The organism is Bombilactobacillus sp. ESL1097 (assembly GCF_058107205.1).
In genome coordinates this window covers 661,381-678,239 of sequence record NZ_JBYLUB010000002.1, presented here as the reverse complement: position 1 = coordinate 678,239, position 16,859 = coordinate 661,381, and the positions used below count along the sequence as shown (strand labels likewise).

The 16,859-nt window shown below is 37.5% G+C and carries 18 protein-coding genes; 4 read left to right on the top strand and 14 right to left on the bottom strand.

From position 1 onward, the window contains the following. Positions 1-238 precede the first annotated feature (238 nt). From thiI to AC3B6D_RS07215, 3 genes are read right to left on the bottom strand one after another with little or no spacing between them, the layout of a single operon-like run. Entirely contained in the window at positions 239-1,456 is a 1,218-nt protein-coding gene (gene thiI, locus AC3B6D_RS07225) for a tRNA uracil 4-sulfurtransferase ThiI (protein ID WP_489775273.1), read from the bottom strand. Between the two features lie 15 nt (positions 1,457-1,471). Beyond that, on the bottom strand, positions 1,472-2,617 hold the full coding sequence (locus AC3B6D_RS07220; RefSeq protein ID WP_489757804.1) for a cysteine desulfurase family protein: 1,146 nt from the start codon (positions 2,615-2,617) through the stop codon (positions 1,472-1,474). A 48-nt stretch (positions 2,618-2,665) separates the two neighbouring features. Further along, positions 2,666-4,357 carry a septation ring formation regulator EzrA gene (locus AC3B6D_RS07215; RefSeq protein ID WP_489775272.1) on the bottom strand — a complete coding sequence of 564 codons (1,692 nt, stop codon included), beginning with the start codon at positions 4,355-4,357 and terminating at the stop codon, positions 2,666-2,668. Between the two features lie 339 nt (positions 4,358-4,696). Here AC3B6D_RS07215 and rpsD point away from each other — a divergent pair, with 339 nt between their 5' ends. From rpsD to AC3B6D_RS07195, 4 genes are all read left to right on the top strand, one after another. Then, on the top strand, positions 4,697-5,305 hold the full coding sequence (gene rpsD, locus AC3B6D_RS07210; protein WP_489775271.1) for a 30S ribosomal protein S4: 609 nt from the start codon (positions 4,697-4,699) through the stop codon (positions 5,303-5,305). 65 nt (positions 5,306-5,370) lie between these two features. Then, entirely contained in the window at positions 5,371-6,666 is a 1,296-nt protein-coding gene (locus tag AC3B6D_RS07205; RefSeq protein ID WP_489775270.1) for a replication-associated recombination protein A, read from the top strand. After that, positions 6,663-6,941, top strand: coding sequence for a hypothetical protein (locus AC3B6D_RS07200; RefSeq protein WP_489769692.1), 279 nt, complete (start codon positions 6,663-6,665; stop codon positions 6,939-6,941). The genes AC3B6D_RS07205 and AC3B6D_RS07200 overlap by 4 nt, the downstream gene beginning before the upstream one ends. Before the next feature lie 74 nt (positions 6,942-7,015). After that, entirely contained in the window at positions 7,016-7,501 is a 486-nt protein-coding gene (locus AC3B6D_RS07195; RefSeq protein ID WP_489757799.1) for a universal stress protein, read from the top strand. A gap of 91 nt (positions 7,502-7,592) precedes the next feature. Here AC3B6D_RS07195 and AC3B6D_RS07190 read toward each other — a convergent pair whose 3' ends face one another. From AC3B6D_RS07190 to atpA, 11 genes are all read right to left on the bottom strand, one after another. After that, positions 7,593-8,963 (bottom strand): IS3 family transposase, encoded by a 1,371-nt coding sequence (locus tag AC3B6D_RS07190; protein ID WP_489769279.1) that lies wholly within the window; start codon positions 8,961-8,963, stop codon positions 7,593-7,595. Positions 8,964-9,083: 120 nt separating this feature from the next. Next, positions 9,084-10,292, bottom strand: coding sequence for an FtsW/RodA/SpoVE family cell cycle protein (locus tag AC3B6D_RS07185; protein WP_489775269.1), 1,209 nt, complete (start codon positions 10,290-10,292; stop codon positions 9,084-9,086). Positions 10,293-10,302: 10 nt separating this feature from the next. Then, entirely contained in the window at positions 10,303-10,539 is a 237-nt protein-coding gene (locus AC3B6D_RS07180) for a DUF2969 family protein (protein WP_489757797.1), read from the bottom strand. 11 nt (positions 10,540-10,550) lie between these two features. Then, positions 10,551-10,832, bottom strand: coding sequence for a membrane protein insertion efficiency factor YidD (gene yidD / locus AC3B6D_RS07175; RefSeq protein ID WP_489757796.1), 282 nt, complete (start codon positions 10,830-10,832; stop codon positions 10,551-10,553). A gap of 5 nt (positions 10,833-10,837) precedes the next feature. Continuing rightward, complete coding sequence (locus tag AC3B6D_RS07170) at positions 10,838-11,008, bottom strand: DNA-directed RNA polymerase subunit beta (RefSeq protein ID WP_489757795.1); 171 nt, start codon at positions 11,006-11,008, stop codon at positions 10,838-10,840. Positions 11,009-11,016: 8 nt separating this feature from the next. Continuing rightward, entirely contained in the window at positions 11,017-12,006 is a 990-nt protein-coding gene (locus AC3B6D_RS07165; protein WP_489757794.1) for a rod shape-determining protein, read from the bottom strand. 88 nt (positions 12,007-12,094) lie between these two features. Beyond that, on the bottom strand, positions 12,095-12,325 hold the full coding sequence (locus tag AC3B6D_RS07160; RefSeq protein ID WP_489775268.1) for a DUF1146 family protein: 231 nt from the start codon (positions 12,323-12,325) through the stop codon (positions 12,095-12,097). Between the two features lie 128 nt (positions 12,326-12,453). Then, a complete protein-coding gene (locus tag AC3B6D_RS07155) occupies positions 12,454-12,882 on the bottom strand; it encodes a F0F1 ATP synthase subunit epsilon (protein WP_489757792.1) in 429 nt (142 codons plus the stop codon). 18 nt (positions 12,883-12,900) lie between these two features. Continuing rightward, positions 12,901-14,355 carry a F0F1 ATP synthase subunit beta gene (gene atpD, locus AC3B6D_RS07150; protein ID WP_489757791.1) on the bottom strand — a complete coding sequence of 485 codons (1,455 nt, stop codon included), beginning with the start codon at positions 14,353-14,355 and terminating at the stop codon, positions 12,901-12,903. A 17-nt stretch (positions 14,356-14,372) separates the two neighbouring features. Beyond that, positions 14,373-15,296 carry a F0F1 ATP synthase subunit gamma gene (locus AC3B6D_RS07145; RefSeq protein WP_489757790.1) on the bottom strand — a complete coding sequence of 308 codons (924 nt, stop codon included), beginning with the start codon at positions 15,294-15,296 and terminating at the stop codon, positions 14,373-14,375. Positions 15,297-15,314: 18 nt separating this feature from the next. Further along, positions 15,315-16,841, bottom strand: coding sequence for a F0F1 ATP synthase subunit alpha (atpA, locus tag AC3B6D_RS07140; protein WP_489757789.1), 1,527 nt, complete (start codon positions 16,839-16,841; stop codon positions 15,315-15,317). Positions 16,842-16,859: the final 18 nt, after the last annotated feature.

Below are 16,859 nucleotides of genomic sequence, written 5' to 3'. Positions count from 1 at the left end.
ACTTAGGACGAATGTGGGCATACGCGGTACCACCTAATTTAAAGTCAATGACTTTATCTTAATTTGATAACGGATTCCCGGTCATTCAGACAAGCTCACAAGTTACTACTTTGATTAGTTCACCGACTAACTCTCACTATGATAGTCTCGCTGTAAATCAACTGCTCAAAGCCTCTTGCTCATTGCTTTTTAATATTTATTTAATAATAAGAAAAAAAAGTTAACACGTCAAGTTTTATTACAGCAAAGATTCGATTTCTTCATCCTTTTGTTGTAAAAAACTATCAAATGGTGTGATGTTAGTTACTTCAATTCCAGCCAAGGCCCGTTTAATTAGCCCATCAACATCTAACAACGCTTCATATTTCCGGGCTTTTTGTAAATTAGGCTTCGTTTTTGGACGTGGTGGTGCAAAAATAGTACAGCAATCTTCAAATGGTTGAATTGACAAGTCAAAAGTATCAATTTCTTCAGCAATTTTAATGATTTCGGTTTTATCCATCGTAGCAACCGGACGGACAATTGGCGTCGTTGTCACATCATTGATCGCTGCCATACTCTCTAACGTTTGAGAAGCTACCTGCCCCACCGACTCACCATTAAAAATGGCCAAGCCTTGACGTTGTTGGCGAATCAAGTCTGTCAAACGTAACATAAAACGCCGTTGAACAGTCATCAAGTATCCCTCAGGAACTTGCTGCTTAATCGTTTCCTGAATTTCCGTAAAAGGTACTTGAATAAACTGAATATGACCAGCATATTTGGCTAACTTCACAGTTAGATCTTTTGCCTTTTGTAAAGCATGTTCACTCGTATAAGGCGGACTATAAAAATGCACCATCTCAATATCAACACCGCGTTTGAGCGCCAAATAACCAGCAACTGGTGAATCAATTCCCCCTGATAACATTAGCTGCGCTTTACCGGCGGTTCCTACTGGTAAGCCGCCCGCACCTTGATACGTCTGGCTGGATAAATAAGCTCCGTCCACCCGAATCTCAATCCGAATTTTAATATCAGGCTGGCGCATCTCTGCTTGAATATCTGGTAAATTTTCACTGACAAAATCGCCTACAGCCAAATTAATCTGATTCGTATCATACTCAAACGTATGATCGGCCCGTTTAGTAGTAATTTTAAAAGTTTGTGTTCCGCTATATTGCTCTTGAACCATCGCTAAAGCTAGTTGCTTAATAGCCGTTAAGTCCTTAGCAATCCGGACACTAGGTGAAAAATTTTGAATGCCAAATACCGATTTCAACTGCTGCATAACGCCTTGAGCATCAGCACCATTTAGGGCAATATGCATGCGATCTCTTTTGGGATGAATTCGTACTTGCGGATACGGATGTAAAACTTTTTCGACATTGCCATGTAAACGGTCAATAAAACTCCGGCGGTTTTTGCCTTTAGTCGATAATTCTCCGTAGCGTACCATAATTTCTGTATATTCCATAAATTTGTGGCTCTCCTAATTTAAAACTTGAAAATGTTGATAAATTTTATCTAGTGCTTCAATAAACTGCTGCATTTCTGCAACTGTATTCATCTCATCCAAACTCACTCGTACCGCACTAGTCGCAATTTGATCTGGAACGTGCATTGCTTTTAAAGTAATCGATTCTTCACCGTTTCGTGACGAACATGCGCTAGTTGTGGATAAATAAATATCATACTCCTCAAAAGCATGCACAATCGTTTCACCGCGCACACCTTTGAGCGCAAAACACAAAATATGCGGTGCAAAACTATCATCCATTTGTGAAAAAATAACAGCATTTGGTAATGTCTGTAAATGATCAAATAACATCTGTCGCAACTGTTGTTGTTTTTTAGCTTTAGCTGCTTGATCAGTTGTGGCTAAACGCCAAGCTCTGGCCATAGCGGCAATCGCGGGTGTATTTTCTGTTCCACCACGCCAATTCTGTTCTTGACCGCCACCATTAATTAGCGGCGCAATTTTCCGTTGCTTTTTGGCATAAATAAAACCAATGCCGCGCGGAGCATGAAACTTATGACCTGAAAAAGTAGCAAAATCAATCCGAGGATGCATTAATTGTGAACGTAAATTTTTACCAACTGTTTGTACAGCATCCACATGAAAATGAACATTAGGATAAGCTTTCAGTAAATCACCAATCGCCTTAATCGGTTGAATTGCGCCCACTTCATTATTCACGGCCATAATCGTTACCAAGATCGTGTCTTTACGCAATGCTTGTTGAACATCAGCGACCTGAACATGACCGCTTTTATCGACTGGCAAGTAAGTGACCTCAAAGCCCAACTTTTCTAATTGATGTAAAGTATTAGTCACCGCGGGATGTTCAATTTGTGAGGAAATAATATGTTTTCCAAAAACTTGCTTTTCTAAAGCAGTCCCCTTAATAATCCAATTGTCACCCTCGGAACCACCGCTAGTAAAATAGATTTCATCACTATCACAACCCAAACTAGTGGCAATTTGGTGGCGCGCTGCCTCTAAAATTTGGGTCGACTTATCTCCTAAATGATGCAAACTCGAAGGATTGCCCCAAAAATCATGACTCACCTGTTGATAAGTTTTTAAAACTGATGGTTCAACTAAGGTGGTGGCACTATTATCAAAATAAATCATAAAGCTTCAACACTCCCAATTCCAAGAAAAAAATCCTAACTACGAAGCTTAGGACTTTTGAGGATAATCTGAATAATACAAATCTTCAATTCGTTGCACTGCTCCTGGCTCAACTTTCTCTAAAGCTGTAGCAATCGTTTGTACGGCCTGATGATAATCAAATTCTTGATCATACTGCATCTGGGCCTTTTGAGCAGCAGTTTTTACTTCGGGCACCGTTGCAACATATCTATTAGCATATTGTAACAGGCGCCCAGTAATTTGTACATCAGCAAGTAATTGCTGGGTTAACTGTTCAAAATTATTTAAATCTTCTTGTGTCACAAATAATTGCTTGGTCAATTCTTCAACATCTATCGGCAATTGTTTTAACATTTTCCCGACTTTATTGACTTCCTTTGTAACCATGGCAGAATATTTTTGATAGTCTTTCGATGTTCCAGGCAAGTGCAAAACAGCTACTTGGCGTTGTAAATGATCTAACTTAATCGTAAATTCTTGATAAGAATTAGTTGCCACAGATCTGCCATCTACTAAACCATCTAAATTTTGCTCAATCTTAATTTGTTGTTGCTCGATATCTTGTAATTGTTGATTTAATTGTTGTAACTGTTGCCAAACCTGGGAAAAAATAGCCTGTTCATCCCGAATCAATTTCAATTGCTTTTGATATTCAGTTTTAATCTGAGCAATTTTTTGTGAATAGGAATTGGCTAGCTGCCGCTCACCTTCATTCACAACGTACTCGTCTAATAACTGATTAATTTTTTGTTTGAGTAACCGATTTTGACGTTCAGCATGCCGGATAAAATCGCCAACTACTGGTTGATTACGCTGAACTTTGCGTTTATCTCGCCATTCCTGTGTAATTCGATGATATAAATAGTCAATTTTATCCTGGACTTGCTGATTAAGCTGATCAAATTCGTCAAAATTTAATTTCACCAGTAATAAATGCATTTGTTGCAATAATTGCTTAATGTCTTTCAATTCCGTACTAATCTGCGGATCAGTCATTTTGATACTGGTAAATTGCATCTTCTTTTCCGCTGCTTGTAACTCTTTTAATTGTTCGGAATAATCAATCTTTAAACGCTGTTGCACTTGCTGTAATTGTTGCTGATAATTGGCTAAAGCAGCTTTAATTTGTTGTAGATCTTGTTGGGCCGCCAAAGCGTCACCTTGATTAATTTTATCTTCAATGAGTGCAAATTGCGTCATGATTTGTGTTAACTGTTCACTTAAAGGGACGACCAAATCAGCTAATTCTTCACGATCCTTTAACAACTGTTGTTGTTGTTGAACTTTGGTCTGCAAATCTTTTAATGTCGTTTGGTTTTGTTGAATACTTTGAAATAGTTGTTTTAAGCCCTTATTAGCAGTTAGTAATTTTTGCTTCTGCTCCGTGAGAATTTGCGTCAAGTGCTTCAATTGATGCCAAGCCGTCAACACCCGAAAACTCGCATTCTTTTCTGAAATACTAATCAACTGTGTTTGTAGATCTATAATTTGGCCTTTGCTAGCTTGATAAGCTGAACGATCTTTTTGAAAATGATCTAAACTAGCGCCAGTTAATTTTAAATCGGCTATTTGATCCAAAATAGTATCTAGGTTGTCTTCTTTGAGCTGATCAAATTGTGCCGTTAACTGATTAATAGTTTTTAAATTTTTCTGATAAAAGTAAATGATACCAATGATCATCACAACGATTAAAATAATGACTAAAATAAAAAATATCAAATTTAAGCCTCTCATATGAACATTAATTAGCAATTTATTTTTATTATAACAAATAAAGCTATCATTAATCCTTAAAAAAGTCTTAAAATCTATTCTACTATTATTGTAGCCATTAATCGTGTTGCTTAAAAGCTTGACTTTTTCTATTAAAGTAACTAAAATTAACTGCGTGTAAAATAATTGCAGCACTGAGTGACAAGCTCGTCAACAGTTAATAGCTCGAATGTTCAATTGTGTAACCTCCAGCTGCAAAAGGTGAAGATTGTAATATTAACTGCACGAATGTTGAACTCAAACGTTCATTATTTTACTCCAATCAAAATTTTGGAGGAATTTTTTATGCGTTATACAGGCCCTACTTGGAAAAAGTCACGTCGGTTAGGAATTTCTTTATCTGGCTCTGGTAAAGAATTAGCTCGTCGTCCTTATGCTCCGGGACAACATGGTCCCAAGAATCGGAACAAGTTATCAGAATATGGTACTCAATTACAAGAAAAACAAAAATTACGTTTAATGTATGGTTTAAATGAACGTCAATTTAGAAATGTCTTCTTACGTGCCGGTAAAATTCGCCAAGGTAAACATGGTGAAAACTTTATGATTTTATTGGAAACTCGTTTAGACAGCATTGTTTACCGTCTAGGTTTAGCAACTACACGGGCACAAGCACGTCAGTTGGTTAATCATGGTCATATTACTGTTGACGGCAAACGCGTTGACATTCCTTCTTATGAAGTTCAACCAGGACAAGAAATTTCTTTACGTGATCGTTCCCAAAACTTACAAGTTGTCAAGGATGCCTTGGAAGCTAACGTAGCACGTTTACCATTTGTAGAATTTGACGAAGATAAAATGACTGGTAAGTTAATTCGTTTACCACAACGTGATGAATTAGCTCCAGAAATTGATGAATCCTTAGTCGTTGAATTTTACAACCAAATTTTGTAATTTACTTTTGTTCCACAAAAAAAGCAATCTTCGGGTTGCTTTTTTTTGTGAGAAAGGATCATAATTTGAGTCAACCTCTTGCTTATCGTATGCGTCCTAAAACCTTATCTGAAGTCGTGGGACAACAACATTTAGTCGGCCCTGGTAAAATCATCTGGCGTATGGTGCAAGCTAAACTTTTATCATCCATGATCTTATATGGTCCACCCGGGACCGGCAAAACCAGCATTGCTAGTGCCATTGCTGGCAGCAGTCAATATGCTTTTCGCCAACTTAATGCGGCCACGGACTCTAAAAAACAATTACAAATTGTAGCCGAGGAAGCCAAGATGAGTGGCACGGTTGTTTTGCTACTGGATGAAATTCACCGTTTAGATAAAACCAAACAAGACTTTTTATTACCTTTGTTAGAAAGTGGGCAAATTATTTTAATTGGGGCCACCACCGAAAATCCTTATATTGCTATCAATCCCGCAATTCGCAGTCGAACCCAAATTTTTGAAGTTAAACCGCTCAGCGCTTCTGATATTAAACAAGCTATTCAGCGTGCTTTAAGCGATCAAGCTCAAGGACTAGGTCAATATCCTGTGCAAATCACCGATTCTGCTATGGAAATTTTAACTACTGCTACCGGAGGCGATTTACGGAGCTCATTAAATGGCTTAGAATTGGCAGTCAAATCGACTCCGCAAAATGAGCAAAAACAAATTGTTATTACCGCCGAAATCATTAGTGAATCCTTGCAACGTAAAACATTAACTGCTGATAAAAACGGTGATGGCCACTATGACGTCATTTCAGCTTTTCAAAAATCGATTCGTGGTAGCGATACAGATGCGGCATTACATTATTTGGCCCGTTTACTGGCAGCTGGTGAATTAAAAACAGTCATTCGCCGTTTAATGATCTGTGCGTATGAGGACATCGGACTAGCTAATCCTCCAGTTTGCCAACGAACAGTAGTTGCTTGTCAAGCAGCCGAGCAAGTCGGACTGCCAGAAGCTCGAATTCCCCTGGCTGATAGTGTCATCGAACTCTGTCTAAGTCCCAAATCAAATTCGGGCATTAATGCAATTGATGCGGCATTAGCCGACGTTCAAACCGGTAAAATTGGCACTATTCCTGATGATCTCAAAGATACTCATTATCAAGGTGCTCAGCTACTGAAGCATGGTTTAGGTTATCAATACCCACATGATTTTAAAAATGATTGGGTGGCTCAACAATATTTACCTACTAAATTAAAAGGAACGCAATATTATCACGCCAAAAATAATAGTCAATATGAAACTAATTTACAAAAGACTTACCAGCATTTAAAAATATTACAAAATAAATCCAACAAGGCGGACCAGTCATGATTAAACTCTTAATTGCTATTTTTATTATTATTATGCTAATTTTGGCAGTATTATTAATTACTACTAAAGATCACCCTTTCATTGCTGTTAAACAAGAAAATTTACCACAATTAAAAAAAGTGGCTCTCATTACGGCCACTTTCCTATTTTTAGTCAGTTTACTAGGAATCATTCTATTAATTTGGGCACCACTTGATTGGAATTTAGCGACTTTAGTCATCGGTAGTTTAATTGTCGGTGGTTTTTCTTTAATAGTTGTCCAACTAGATAAGTAACTCACATGTGCATTTTTGTTATAAATCAATTAAAATAGCTATTGTATCGCAGATAAGTTATTAGGGGGGATTTGATGTTACAAAATTACCAATCCATTTTAGTACCAGTTGATGGTTCTTTTGAAGCAGAAATGGCATTTAACAAAGCAGTCGAGGTTGCCAAGCGTAACCAGGCCGCATTAACAATTTTACATGTTGTGGATACGAGAGCTTTTCAGGATGTTTCCAGTTTTGATTCCTCAATGGTAGAACAAGTTTCTCAAACTGCTCAACAAACCATTGATGAATATGAACAATTAGCTTTAAAAAAGGGCGTTACTTCCGTCAAAACTTCGATTCAGTATGGTGCACCCAAAACCAAAATTGCCCGCACTATTCCGAAAGATTTAAATATTGACCTAATCGTCATTGGAGCTACTGGTTTAAATGCTGTCGAACGTTTATTAATTGGTTCCGTCACAGAATTTGTCACTCGCAATGCTCCTTGCGATGTCATGGTCGTGAGAACCGACTTACAAAATCAGACTATTAAAGAACAGCCTGGCACTGAATCAAAGTAAAAATTTAACAACTAAAAAACACTTTAGTTAATATCTGCATCAATCATCTTAGATATGATATGAACCCAAAAAGTAAGACAGTTTTTAAATTTTAACTTAGGACTAATTTCCGATACTCAATCGGTGTTAGTCCTTTTAATTTTATCTTGATTCTCTGATGATTATAGTAATGAATATATTCCTTGATTGCTACCTCTAAGTCATCTAAGCTTTCAAATTGTTTCTCAAAGCCATAATACATTTCTCGCTTGAGTATACCAAAGAAGCCCTCCATTAAGCCATCGTCGAGTGAATTTCCTTTACGTGACATGGATTGTTTGATTCCACGTTGTTTTAACCATGATTGAAATCTTTGGTGTTGATACTGCCAGCCTTGATCAGAGTGCATAATGATACCTTTCAAGTTTGGATATTTATGCTCTGCTTTTTCCAACATAGTCATTGTTTGTTGGAGATTAGGACTACGAGAAATGGTGTAGGAAATAATTTCTTGCGTACACCCATCCATGATAGGCGATAGATATGTCTTCTGACCATGAAGATTGAACTCAGTCACGTCACAATACCACTTATGATTAGGTTTATTTGCACTAAAATTGCGTTGAATTAAATTGTCTTTGATATGACCTTGGCGTCCACGATAACTGTTGTACTTACTGTGCTTTTTACTAACTATTCCTGAAATTTTTAGTTTGTTCATTAGGCGTAAGACCTTTTTATGATTGACGATAATACCTCTGCGTCTTAACTCACAAGTAATTCTACGATAACCATAGCGATGACAGTTAGTTTCATAAATCTCTTTAATCTGGATCATTAAAGCTTGGTTTTTGGTATCTTTATCAGTTTTATTGATTGTGTAGTAGTAGTTACTACGGGATAAATTGGGTAAATCAGAACATTCATTAATGATTTTAAGGACATACTCAACGCTGACGCGGAATTCTTTTCTTACCTTGATAATTGCTTGAACTAGTTCCTCTGATCGGACTGGTCGATCAGAGTATTTAACTTTTTTCTTAATTCGATCTCGACATGCATTTTCAAGTTCTGCTGCTCTAAGTCTTGGATTTTTTGTTGGAGAAGCTTGATTTGTTGAGCTTGATCGTTCATGAGTTGGTCTTCCTCTCTTATGATTAATCACATTATACCCGTCTGTTTTGTATTTGCGTATCCAAGATTGTAATATCGATCGATTTTTTAATCCTAAATCAATAGAAACCGAGTAGATGGTTTCGTGATTCAGTAATACACGATTGATTGCTTGTTCTTTAAATTCTACAGAATGGGGCATATATGGGCGATCCAGCAGTTCAATACCGTGTCGATCAAGTAAAGCCACCAAATATATAATAGTAGATCGCTCAATCAAGAACTTTTCGGACAGTTCCTTAATTCCGTATGAATAATTTTTCCATAAATTGTAAATATCAATTTTGTCTTGTTTAGATAATCTGCTCATAAAAAATGCCTCCAAAAATTAAGATTGTTGTCTTAATTTTTGGGGGCATATCAATATTACCCTAAAGTGTTTTTTTAATTGTTACATCATTATAAAATAAATTCATTTCAATTCGTCTGCTTACTTAAAATCGTTATTACTAAACATGTAGCTCTTATAATGATAACGCATTGACATAATGATTCCAATTCCAATCATATTACCTAATAGTGCAGAACCACCCTGTGAAATAAATGGTAATGGAATACCCGTCATTGGTAATAAACCAATACTCATACCAATATTTTCAAAGACATGAAATAAAATCATCATAATGATCCCCGTGGAGACATACGCATAAAATTCATTTTTAGTATCGAAGGTCACTTTTACCATTTGTGAAATTAACATAAAATAGATCAAAATTAAGCAACAGGAGCCAATAAAACCAAAGTTTTCACCCATAACTGAAAAAATCATGTCCGACTCTCTAACAGGGACATAGACATTAGAATGGTTAAAACCCTTACCCCATAATTTACCAGAACCAATTGCTTTTAAGTTTTGCCACAATTGATAACTAGAATTCGAAGTATCTCCTGACGGGTTTAACCAAGAATCAATTCTTTCAAACTGATAAGCATGAAAACCTAAATGACTCAAAAACTGCCGTCCATCACCAGTCGACACTAAATAAATGGCGCCACCACCTAAAACTCCTACAATGACCACCAACGTTAGCAAAATGCGCCAATCAATACCGGAGACTAACATGACACCTGCAATAATGGCTAAGAAAACTAACATCGTCCCAAAATCTTTTTGTAAGAGCATCAATAAAATAACTGGTAAGGACCATAACAGAATTCGTCCAATTAAAATTAAATCACTGTGTAAATCATGTTTAGGATAAGCGTGATTATGAATCGTCACCACGCGCCCTAACATGATAATAAAAGCTGGTTTCATTAACTCCGATGGTTGAAAGGAAAATGGACCCAAAGCAAACCAACTTTTAGCGCCAGTCTTCACCGCATATTCACGACTATAAAAAAACAATACTGCAATTAATAAACCGATACCAATCCAGTAAGCATACGGAGCAATACTCCATAATTGTTCTGCATCAAGGTGCATGATAATAAATACACCGATAGCCCCAATCAAATACCAAACCAATTGCGAAAGAACCATATGCCACGGGCCACCACTTCTTAAATCGTGCGAAGCAGCTACATAAATTGAAACCAAACCAATCAAAGCCAAGAGCATTACCGAAAAAATAACCCCGTAATCAATGCGAGAATTATCTTCATCAAGATTACTTTTAGATTTACTTCCTAATCCCATAACGAATCCTCTAGTGTAAATGTAGATTAAATTGCATTAAGGCAATATTTAACGCTTCATTTAAATCCGACGCAACTAATTTAGTCGAATTGCTATCATCAATCAGTGTCACTTCAAAATGCTTGGAATCACTTTGATTGATTCGAGCAATGGTTTGGTCTTGACGTCCTTTAGCTAAAGTCACTTTCCAACTGTTGGTACCCGCTTCAACTAAGTTAACATTAAATTTACGTTCTTTTGTTCTCATAAATTCCTCTTTCATTTTTTAGGATGAAACCGCTGCGCGATAATTTCATCTTCATACTGTTCAGGATGGCGATTTTTCAATAACGTAAAATGATCTGGAACTGGATCAAATCCACCTTTAACAAAAGGGTGACATCTTAAAATCCGCGCACATCCCATAATAAATCCAAGCAAGCTACCTTCTTTTTTGATAGCTTCAATCATATAGGCCGAACAAGTCGGATAATATCGACAACTAGGTGGCAGTAAAGGAGAGAGATACTTTTGATATAACTTAATTAACCTAATTAACATGGTAATTAATTAGAAAACTTAAAGATATGAATCCAAGTGCTTGGCAACAACGGCGTTAAAGGATTACCGCCGCCAATAACAGCTCCAATCATCATGCCTAATATGAATAAAATAATAAAAGCTAAAATAATTTTTAAAATAACTTTAACTAAATGATTTCCAAATGATCCGTTCATAATTCAACCTAACGCTTTTTATTATTAGCTAATCGTTCTAATAAGATGCCAGTACCCTTAGCTACTGTATCTAATGGATCTTCAGCTACAATCACCGGAACTTGTAATTCCTGTGCAAACAATTTGTCAATGCCCTTAACTAAGGAACCACCACCAGTGAGCATAATTCCCCGATCAATAATATCAGCTGCTAATTCCGGAGCTGCCTGTTCCAAAACTGTCTTAACGCCTGCAATAATCGAATTTAAAATATCCGCTAAAGCCGCCTGAGTTTCTACTTCAGAAATAGTTACTCCCACTGGTAAGCCAGTAGCAACATCGCGACCGCGAATCGTAATTTGCTTATTAGGATCGGGTTCAAACGCTGAACCAATCTGTTTTTTGATATCTTCGGCTGTGCGTTCACCGATAATAATATTATTGTGTAATTTGACATAGTTTTGGATGGCAGTATTCATCTCATCACCAGCCAACCGCATTGATTTGCTGACTGCAATATCGCCCATGGATAAAATAGCAATATCGCTGGTTCCACCACCAATATCAATGACCATGTTACCTTGTGGTTTAAAGATATCCATACCAGCGCCCACAGCTGCTACCTTTGGTTCCAATTCCAAGTAAACATCTTTACTACCAGTTTGTTCAGCCGCTTCAATAATTGATCGCTGTTCAATAGAAGTAATATTTGTTGGACAGCAAATCATAATCGTGGGATGAGAGAAACGGGAATTAACATTTATTTCATCAATAAAGTATTGTAACATTTTTTCCGTAATATCAAAATCAGCAATTACGCCATCTTTCAGAGGCCGAATAGCCTTAATATTGCCCGGTGTTCGACCAACCATTTGATAAGCCTTCGTACCTACTGCTAAAACATGATTATCATCCGTATTAATTGCCACTACAGAGGGTTCATTTACAACGATACCTTCACCTTGAACATTAATTAAGACATTAGCTGTTCCTAAATCAATTCCAATCGATTTTGCCATTTTAAGCCTCCAAAAAAAGTCTTCACAAGATAGGATTATAACATAACTGGCTGCGCTAAATGGATATTAGCGATAAATTACAATGACTTTAAAACATAAAAATCAAATTTTGAAAAGTTTGAATTAAATTAATAAAAAAAGAACTAACAGTATATCCTAAAGCAATCGCCAAAAAAGTAATCAAAATTTTTCCTAAATTATTAGTATGATTGTGTAATAATTTGTCCCAGTGTAACGTTTGAATTGCTAAAAACGCGATCCAAATAAAAAAAACGTGACTACACAAAGTTAATAAACTTTGAATTCCGACTTGTTTCACAGAAAAATCTCCTTTTAATCCAAAACTGTTTGAGAGCTAGTTGTCAAACAACTCTACTAAACTTCTATCATTGATTTTATCATACCAATCGCTAGAAAAGAAAAAATCCTCTTATCAATAAGAGGATTTTAACGATGATTATAAACATTGATCCGATTAATTGCCCGGGCCAAGGCTACCTGCGCTCGTTTAACTTCATCAATGTCTTGAATAGTCTCTGCGTGCTTGATTTGTTCTTCCGCTCGTTGCTTAGCATAACGTGCCCTGCGCAAATCAATATTACGTGCCCGTTCAGCACTATCAGCAATAATATTTAATACATTATCTTTAAATTCTAAATAGCCACCATTGACCGCAATCGCATCTTCTTGATGTTCATTGTTTGCTCGCAATACGCGTACTTCAGCAATTTTCAAAGTAGCGATAATTGGTAAGTGATTCGGCAAAATTCCCAAATCACCATCGCTAGCTCGAGCTACTACACGTTTGGAATGATGAGAATAAACTTGACCAGCGGGAGTAATAATATTGACAGTTAAGACAGAATCGTCTTCCATAACCTTAACCTCCTATCATTAACTAGCTGCTACATCATCAGTTTTAGTGGTAGAAGCTGCTTCATCAGCTGGTTGATAACCCATTTGCTTAGCTTTTTGCAAAACTTCATCAATAGTTCCAACGCTTCTGAAGGCATCTTCAGGTACATCATCATATTTACCAGCCAAAATTTCTTTAAAGCCTTTAACGGTATCTTCAATAGAAACATAAGAACCCGGCTGACCGGTAAACTGTTCCGCAACATGGAAATTCTGTGATAAGAAGAACTGCATGCGCCGTGCACGAGCAACAATTTGCTTTTCTTCATCAGACAATTCATCCATACCTAAAATCGAAATAATATCTTGCAATTCATGGTAACGTTGTAAAACATGCTGTACTTCGGTTGCCACTTCGTAATGTTCTTGACCCACAATTTCTGGATCCAAAGCACTAGAAGTTGAAGCTAACGGATCAACAGCCGGATAAATTCCTTGTTGGGTTAAACTTCTTTCCAAGTTGGTAGTGGCATCCAAATGGGCAAATTCTGTTGCTGGAGCAGGATCAGTATAATCATCCGCCGGCACATAAACCGCCTGAATAGAAGTAATGGATCCCTTTTTAGTTGAAGTGATTCGCTCCTGCAACTGCCCCATTTCGGTCGCCAAAGTTGGCTGATAACCAACCGCTGAAGGCATACGCCCTAACAAAGCCGAAACTTCTGAACCAGCCTGTGTAAAGCGGAAGATATTGTCAATGAATAGTAACACATCTTGACCTTCCACATCACGAAAGTACTCAGCCATCGTAACACCAGTTAAAGCCACCCGCATCCGCACACCGGGGGATTCATTCATTTGACCAAAGACCATCGCAGTTTTAGCCAGCACACCAGATTCTTTCATTTCATAGTACAAGTCATTACCTTCACGGGTTCTTTCACCTACACCGGTAAAGACAGAAATACCATTATGTTCTTGAGCAATATTATGAATTAATTCCTGGATTAACACAGTTTTACCAACACCGGCACCACCGAACAAGCCGACTTTACCACCGCGCAAGTAAGGTTCCAGTAAATCAATCACTTTAATACCAGTTTCCAAAACTTCAGAAGTCGTATTTAAATCTTCGTATTTAGGAGCTTCTTTATGGATACTTTCCCGTTGAACATCCGCTTCAAGGGGCTCACCATTATCAATTGGTTCGCCTAAAACATTAAAGACTCGTCCTAAAGTCACATCACCAACTGGAACGCTAATCGGATGACCAGTATCTTCAACAGCCGTTCCCCGTTGTAAACCATCGGTTCCGGCCATCGCGATCGTCCGCATTACTCCATCACCTAATTCCAAAGAAACTTCCAAAGTAATTTCATTTCCTTGATTAGTCTTAACAAGTAAAGCATTGTTAATATCTGGTAAGGAGCCATCCAGTGGAAATGATACATCAACAACAGGTCCGATAACCTGAACTACTTTTCCTTGACTCATTCAAATAACTCCTTTCCTTATTCCAAAGCCGCCGCGCCACTAATAATTTCGGTAATTTCGGTCGTGATTTGTGCCTGCCGCGCACGATTATACTGTAATGACAAACTATCAATCAGATCATCAGCATTATCAGTAGCCGTTCTCATTGCAGTCATTGAAGCAGCATGTTCGGCTGTTTTGGCATCCATAATTGAACCAAAAACTACTGATTCAATATATTGTGGCACAATTTTTTCTAAGACGCTTTCCACACCAGGATCAACGATATACTCTTGGAGTAATTTGGGATGCTGTAAATCTTTTTTGTTTGCAACATCGCGTGAAATAGGTAATAATTCATCGGTCACAAATTGTGAAGTTAATGAATTAACATGATGATTATGACATAAAATTAAACGGTCAAATACGCCATCATCAAATAACTCAACGCACGCTTTTACCAAATTAGAAATAGTCAAAAAAGTTGGAACATCTTCCACACCACGATATTCATAGGCAACATCGTAGCCTCGTTTTTTAAAAAAGTCTGCTCCGGTGCCACCAACAGCAATAATTGTAAATTGGCTTTTATCATTGTGGTGATTCTTTTCTAATAATTCCATTGTTGCCTTTAAAATAGTTGAATTGTAACTGCCAACTAAACCACGATCAGAAGTAACTACCATATAAGCAGTCTTTTTCACCGGCCGCACTTTTAACAAGTGATCCAGCGATAAAACCCCTTTTTGGGGGTCTTCACTTTCGTAATTATTAACTATTTTACTAGCAACTAAATGCCCCATCGTTTCTTTAATTTTTTGTTCGTATAACTGATATGCAATAGATTTCTTCTCAATTTGCGTTAATTTTGATCCCGAAACCATTTGCATCGCATGCGTAATTTGACCAGTTTTTTTAGTCGAAGAAATGCGGCGTTTAATATCCATTAAGGATTCTACCATATGCCTTTTTCCTCCTTATTACTGCGCTTGCTGTTCAGTTGAATTAGCTTGATAACCTTCAGTAAAATCATGAACGGCACTATCTAGCTTCTTAGTGTCCGGCAGATTACCAGTGGTCTTAATCTCTTTTAACAAATCAGCATGATTACCAGCAAAGTAATCACACAATTGTGTTTGATAATCAGCAACCTGATCCTCATTCAAGTTATCCATATAGCCCTTGGTTAAGGCATAAAAGATAATAACTTGTTTTTCGACCGGAATTGGATCATGTAATGGTTGTTTGAGCACTTGCATCGTCACACGACCACGATTTAATTTTGCTTGTGTAGCTTCATCTAAATCAGAACCAAATTGGGCAAAGGACTCTAATTCATTGTAGGAAGCAATATCTAACCGCAAAGTACCAACAACTTTTTTCATAGCTTTAATCTGGGCATCGCCCCCGACCCGAGAGACTGAAGTTCCCGCATCAACAGCTGGTCGATTGCCGGCATAGAACATATCACTTTGTAAGAAAATCTGTCCATCAGTAATCGAAATAACATTCGTAGGAATATAAGCAGAGATATCGCCGGCTTGCGTTTCAATAATCGGTAACGCGGTCATGGAACCGCCACCTAATTTGTCATTTAACTTCGCAGCCCGCTCCAATAAACGAGAATGCAAATAGAAAACATCACCTGGATAAGCTTCACGCCCTGGTGGCCGCCGTAACAATAGCGAAATTTCACGATAAGCCGCAGCTTGCTTGCTTAAATCATCGTAAACAATCAACACGTGTTGACCGTTATACATGAATTCTTCACCCATCGCAGCCCCAGAATAAGGTGCAATATAAAGTAGCGGTGCTGGTTCACTAGGACCAGCTTCCACAACGATTGTATAATCCATGGCTCCCATCTTCCGCAACGTTTCAACTTGCGCACGAATGGTGGATTCCTTTTGACCGATAGCTACATAAATACAAATCATATTTTGATCTTTTTGATTCAAAATAGTATCAATCGCTACTGACGTTTTACCAGTTTTCCGATCACCGATAATTAATTCCCGCTGACCACGACCAATTGGAACTAACGAATCGATCGCTTTTAAGCCGGTTTGCAAAGGTTCAGAAACTGATTGGCGATCCATAACACCTGGAGCCGGCGTTTCAATAGGACGAGTCTTATCAGTGTCAATCTTGCCTAAACCATCTACTGGTTGACCTAATGGATTCACTACCCGACCAATTAACTCTTTACCAACAGGCACTTGCATAATCCGTTTAGTTCGCTTAACTTTATCGCCTTCACGAATATCATCAAATTTACCTAAAATAATAATGCCGACATCTGTCGATTCCAAATTTTGGGCAATTCCAAATGAACCATTAGTAAATTCTAGTAATTCATTGGACATGACATTATCTAATCCATGAGCACGAGCAATTCCGTCACCAACATAGGTTACAGTACCGATTTCTTCAACTTCAAGATCATCTTGATAATTTTTTAACTGCTCTTTAATTAAAGAACTGATCTCTTCAGCTTTGATGCTCATCAAATTCACCTCTATACT

Excerpts from the sequence above, each read along its gene's own strand:
- AC3B6D_RS07165 (WP_489757794.1), bottom strand. The coding sequence starts at position 12,006 with ATGGCAAAATCGATTGGAATTGATTTAGGAACAGCTAATGTCTTAATT.
- yidD (WP_489757796.1), bottom strand. The coding sequence starts at position 10,832 with ATGTTAATTAGGTTAATTAAGTTATATCAAAAGTATCTCTCTCCTTTA.
- rpsD (WP_489775271.1), top strand. The coding sequence starts at position 4,697 with ATGCGTTATACAGGCCCTACTTGGAAAAAGTCACGTCGGTTAGGAATT.
- atpA (WP_489757789.1), bottom strand. The coding sequence starts at position 16,841 with ATGAGCATCAAAGCTGAAGAGATCAGTTCTTTAATTAAAGAGCAGTTA.
- AC3B6D_RS07220 (WP_489757804.1), bottom strand. The coding sequence starts at position 2,617 with ATGATTTATTTTGATAATAGTGCCACCACCTTAGTTGAACCATCAGTT.
- AC3B6D_RS07195 (WP_489757799.1), top strand. The coding sequence starts at position 7,016 with ATGTTACAAAATTACCAATCCATTTTAGTACCAGTTGATGGTTCTTTT.
- AC3B6D_RS07155 (WP_489757792.1), bottom strand. The coding sequence starts at position 12,882 with ATGGAAGACGATTCTGTCTTAACTGTCAATATTATTACTCCCGCTGGT.
- thiI (WP_489775273.1), bottom strand. The coding sequence starts at position 1,456 with ATGGAATATACAGAAATTATGGTACGCTACGGAGAATTATCGACTAAA.
- atpD (WP_489757791.1), bottom strand. The coding sequence starts at position 14,355 with ATGAGTCAAGGAAAAGTAGTTCAGGTTATCGGACCTGTTGTTGATGTA.
- AC3B6D_RS07180 (WP_489757797.1), bottom strand. The coding sequence starts at position 10,539 with ATGAGAACAAAAGAACGTAAATTTAATGTTAACTTAGTTGAAGCGGGT.
- AC3B6D_RS07200 (WP_489769692.1), top strand. The coding sequence starts at position 6,663 with ATGATTAAACTCTTAATTGCTATTTTTATTATTATTATGCTAATTTTG.
- AC3B6D_RS07145 (WP_489757790.1), bottom strand. The coding sequence starts at position 15,296 with ATGGTAGAATCCTTAATGGATATTAAACGCCGCATTTCTTCGACTAAA.
- AC3B6D_RS07185 (WP_489775269.1), bottom strand. The coding sequence starts at position 10,292 with ATGGGATTAGGAAGTAAATCTAAAAGTAATCTTGATGAAGATAATTCT.
- AC3B6D_RS07170 (WP_489757795.1), bottom strand. The coding sequence starts at position 11,008 with ATGAACGGATCATTTGGAAATCATTTAGTTAAAGTTATTTTAAAAATT.
- AC3B6D_RS07190 (WP_489769279.1), bottom strand. The coding sequence starts at position 8,963 with ATGAGCAGATTATCTAAACAAGACAAAATTGATATTTACAATTTATGG.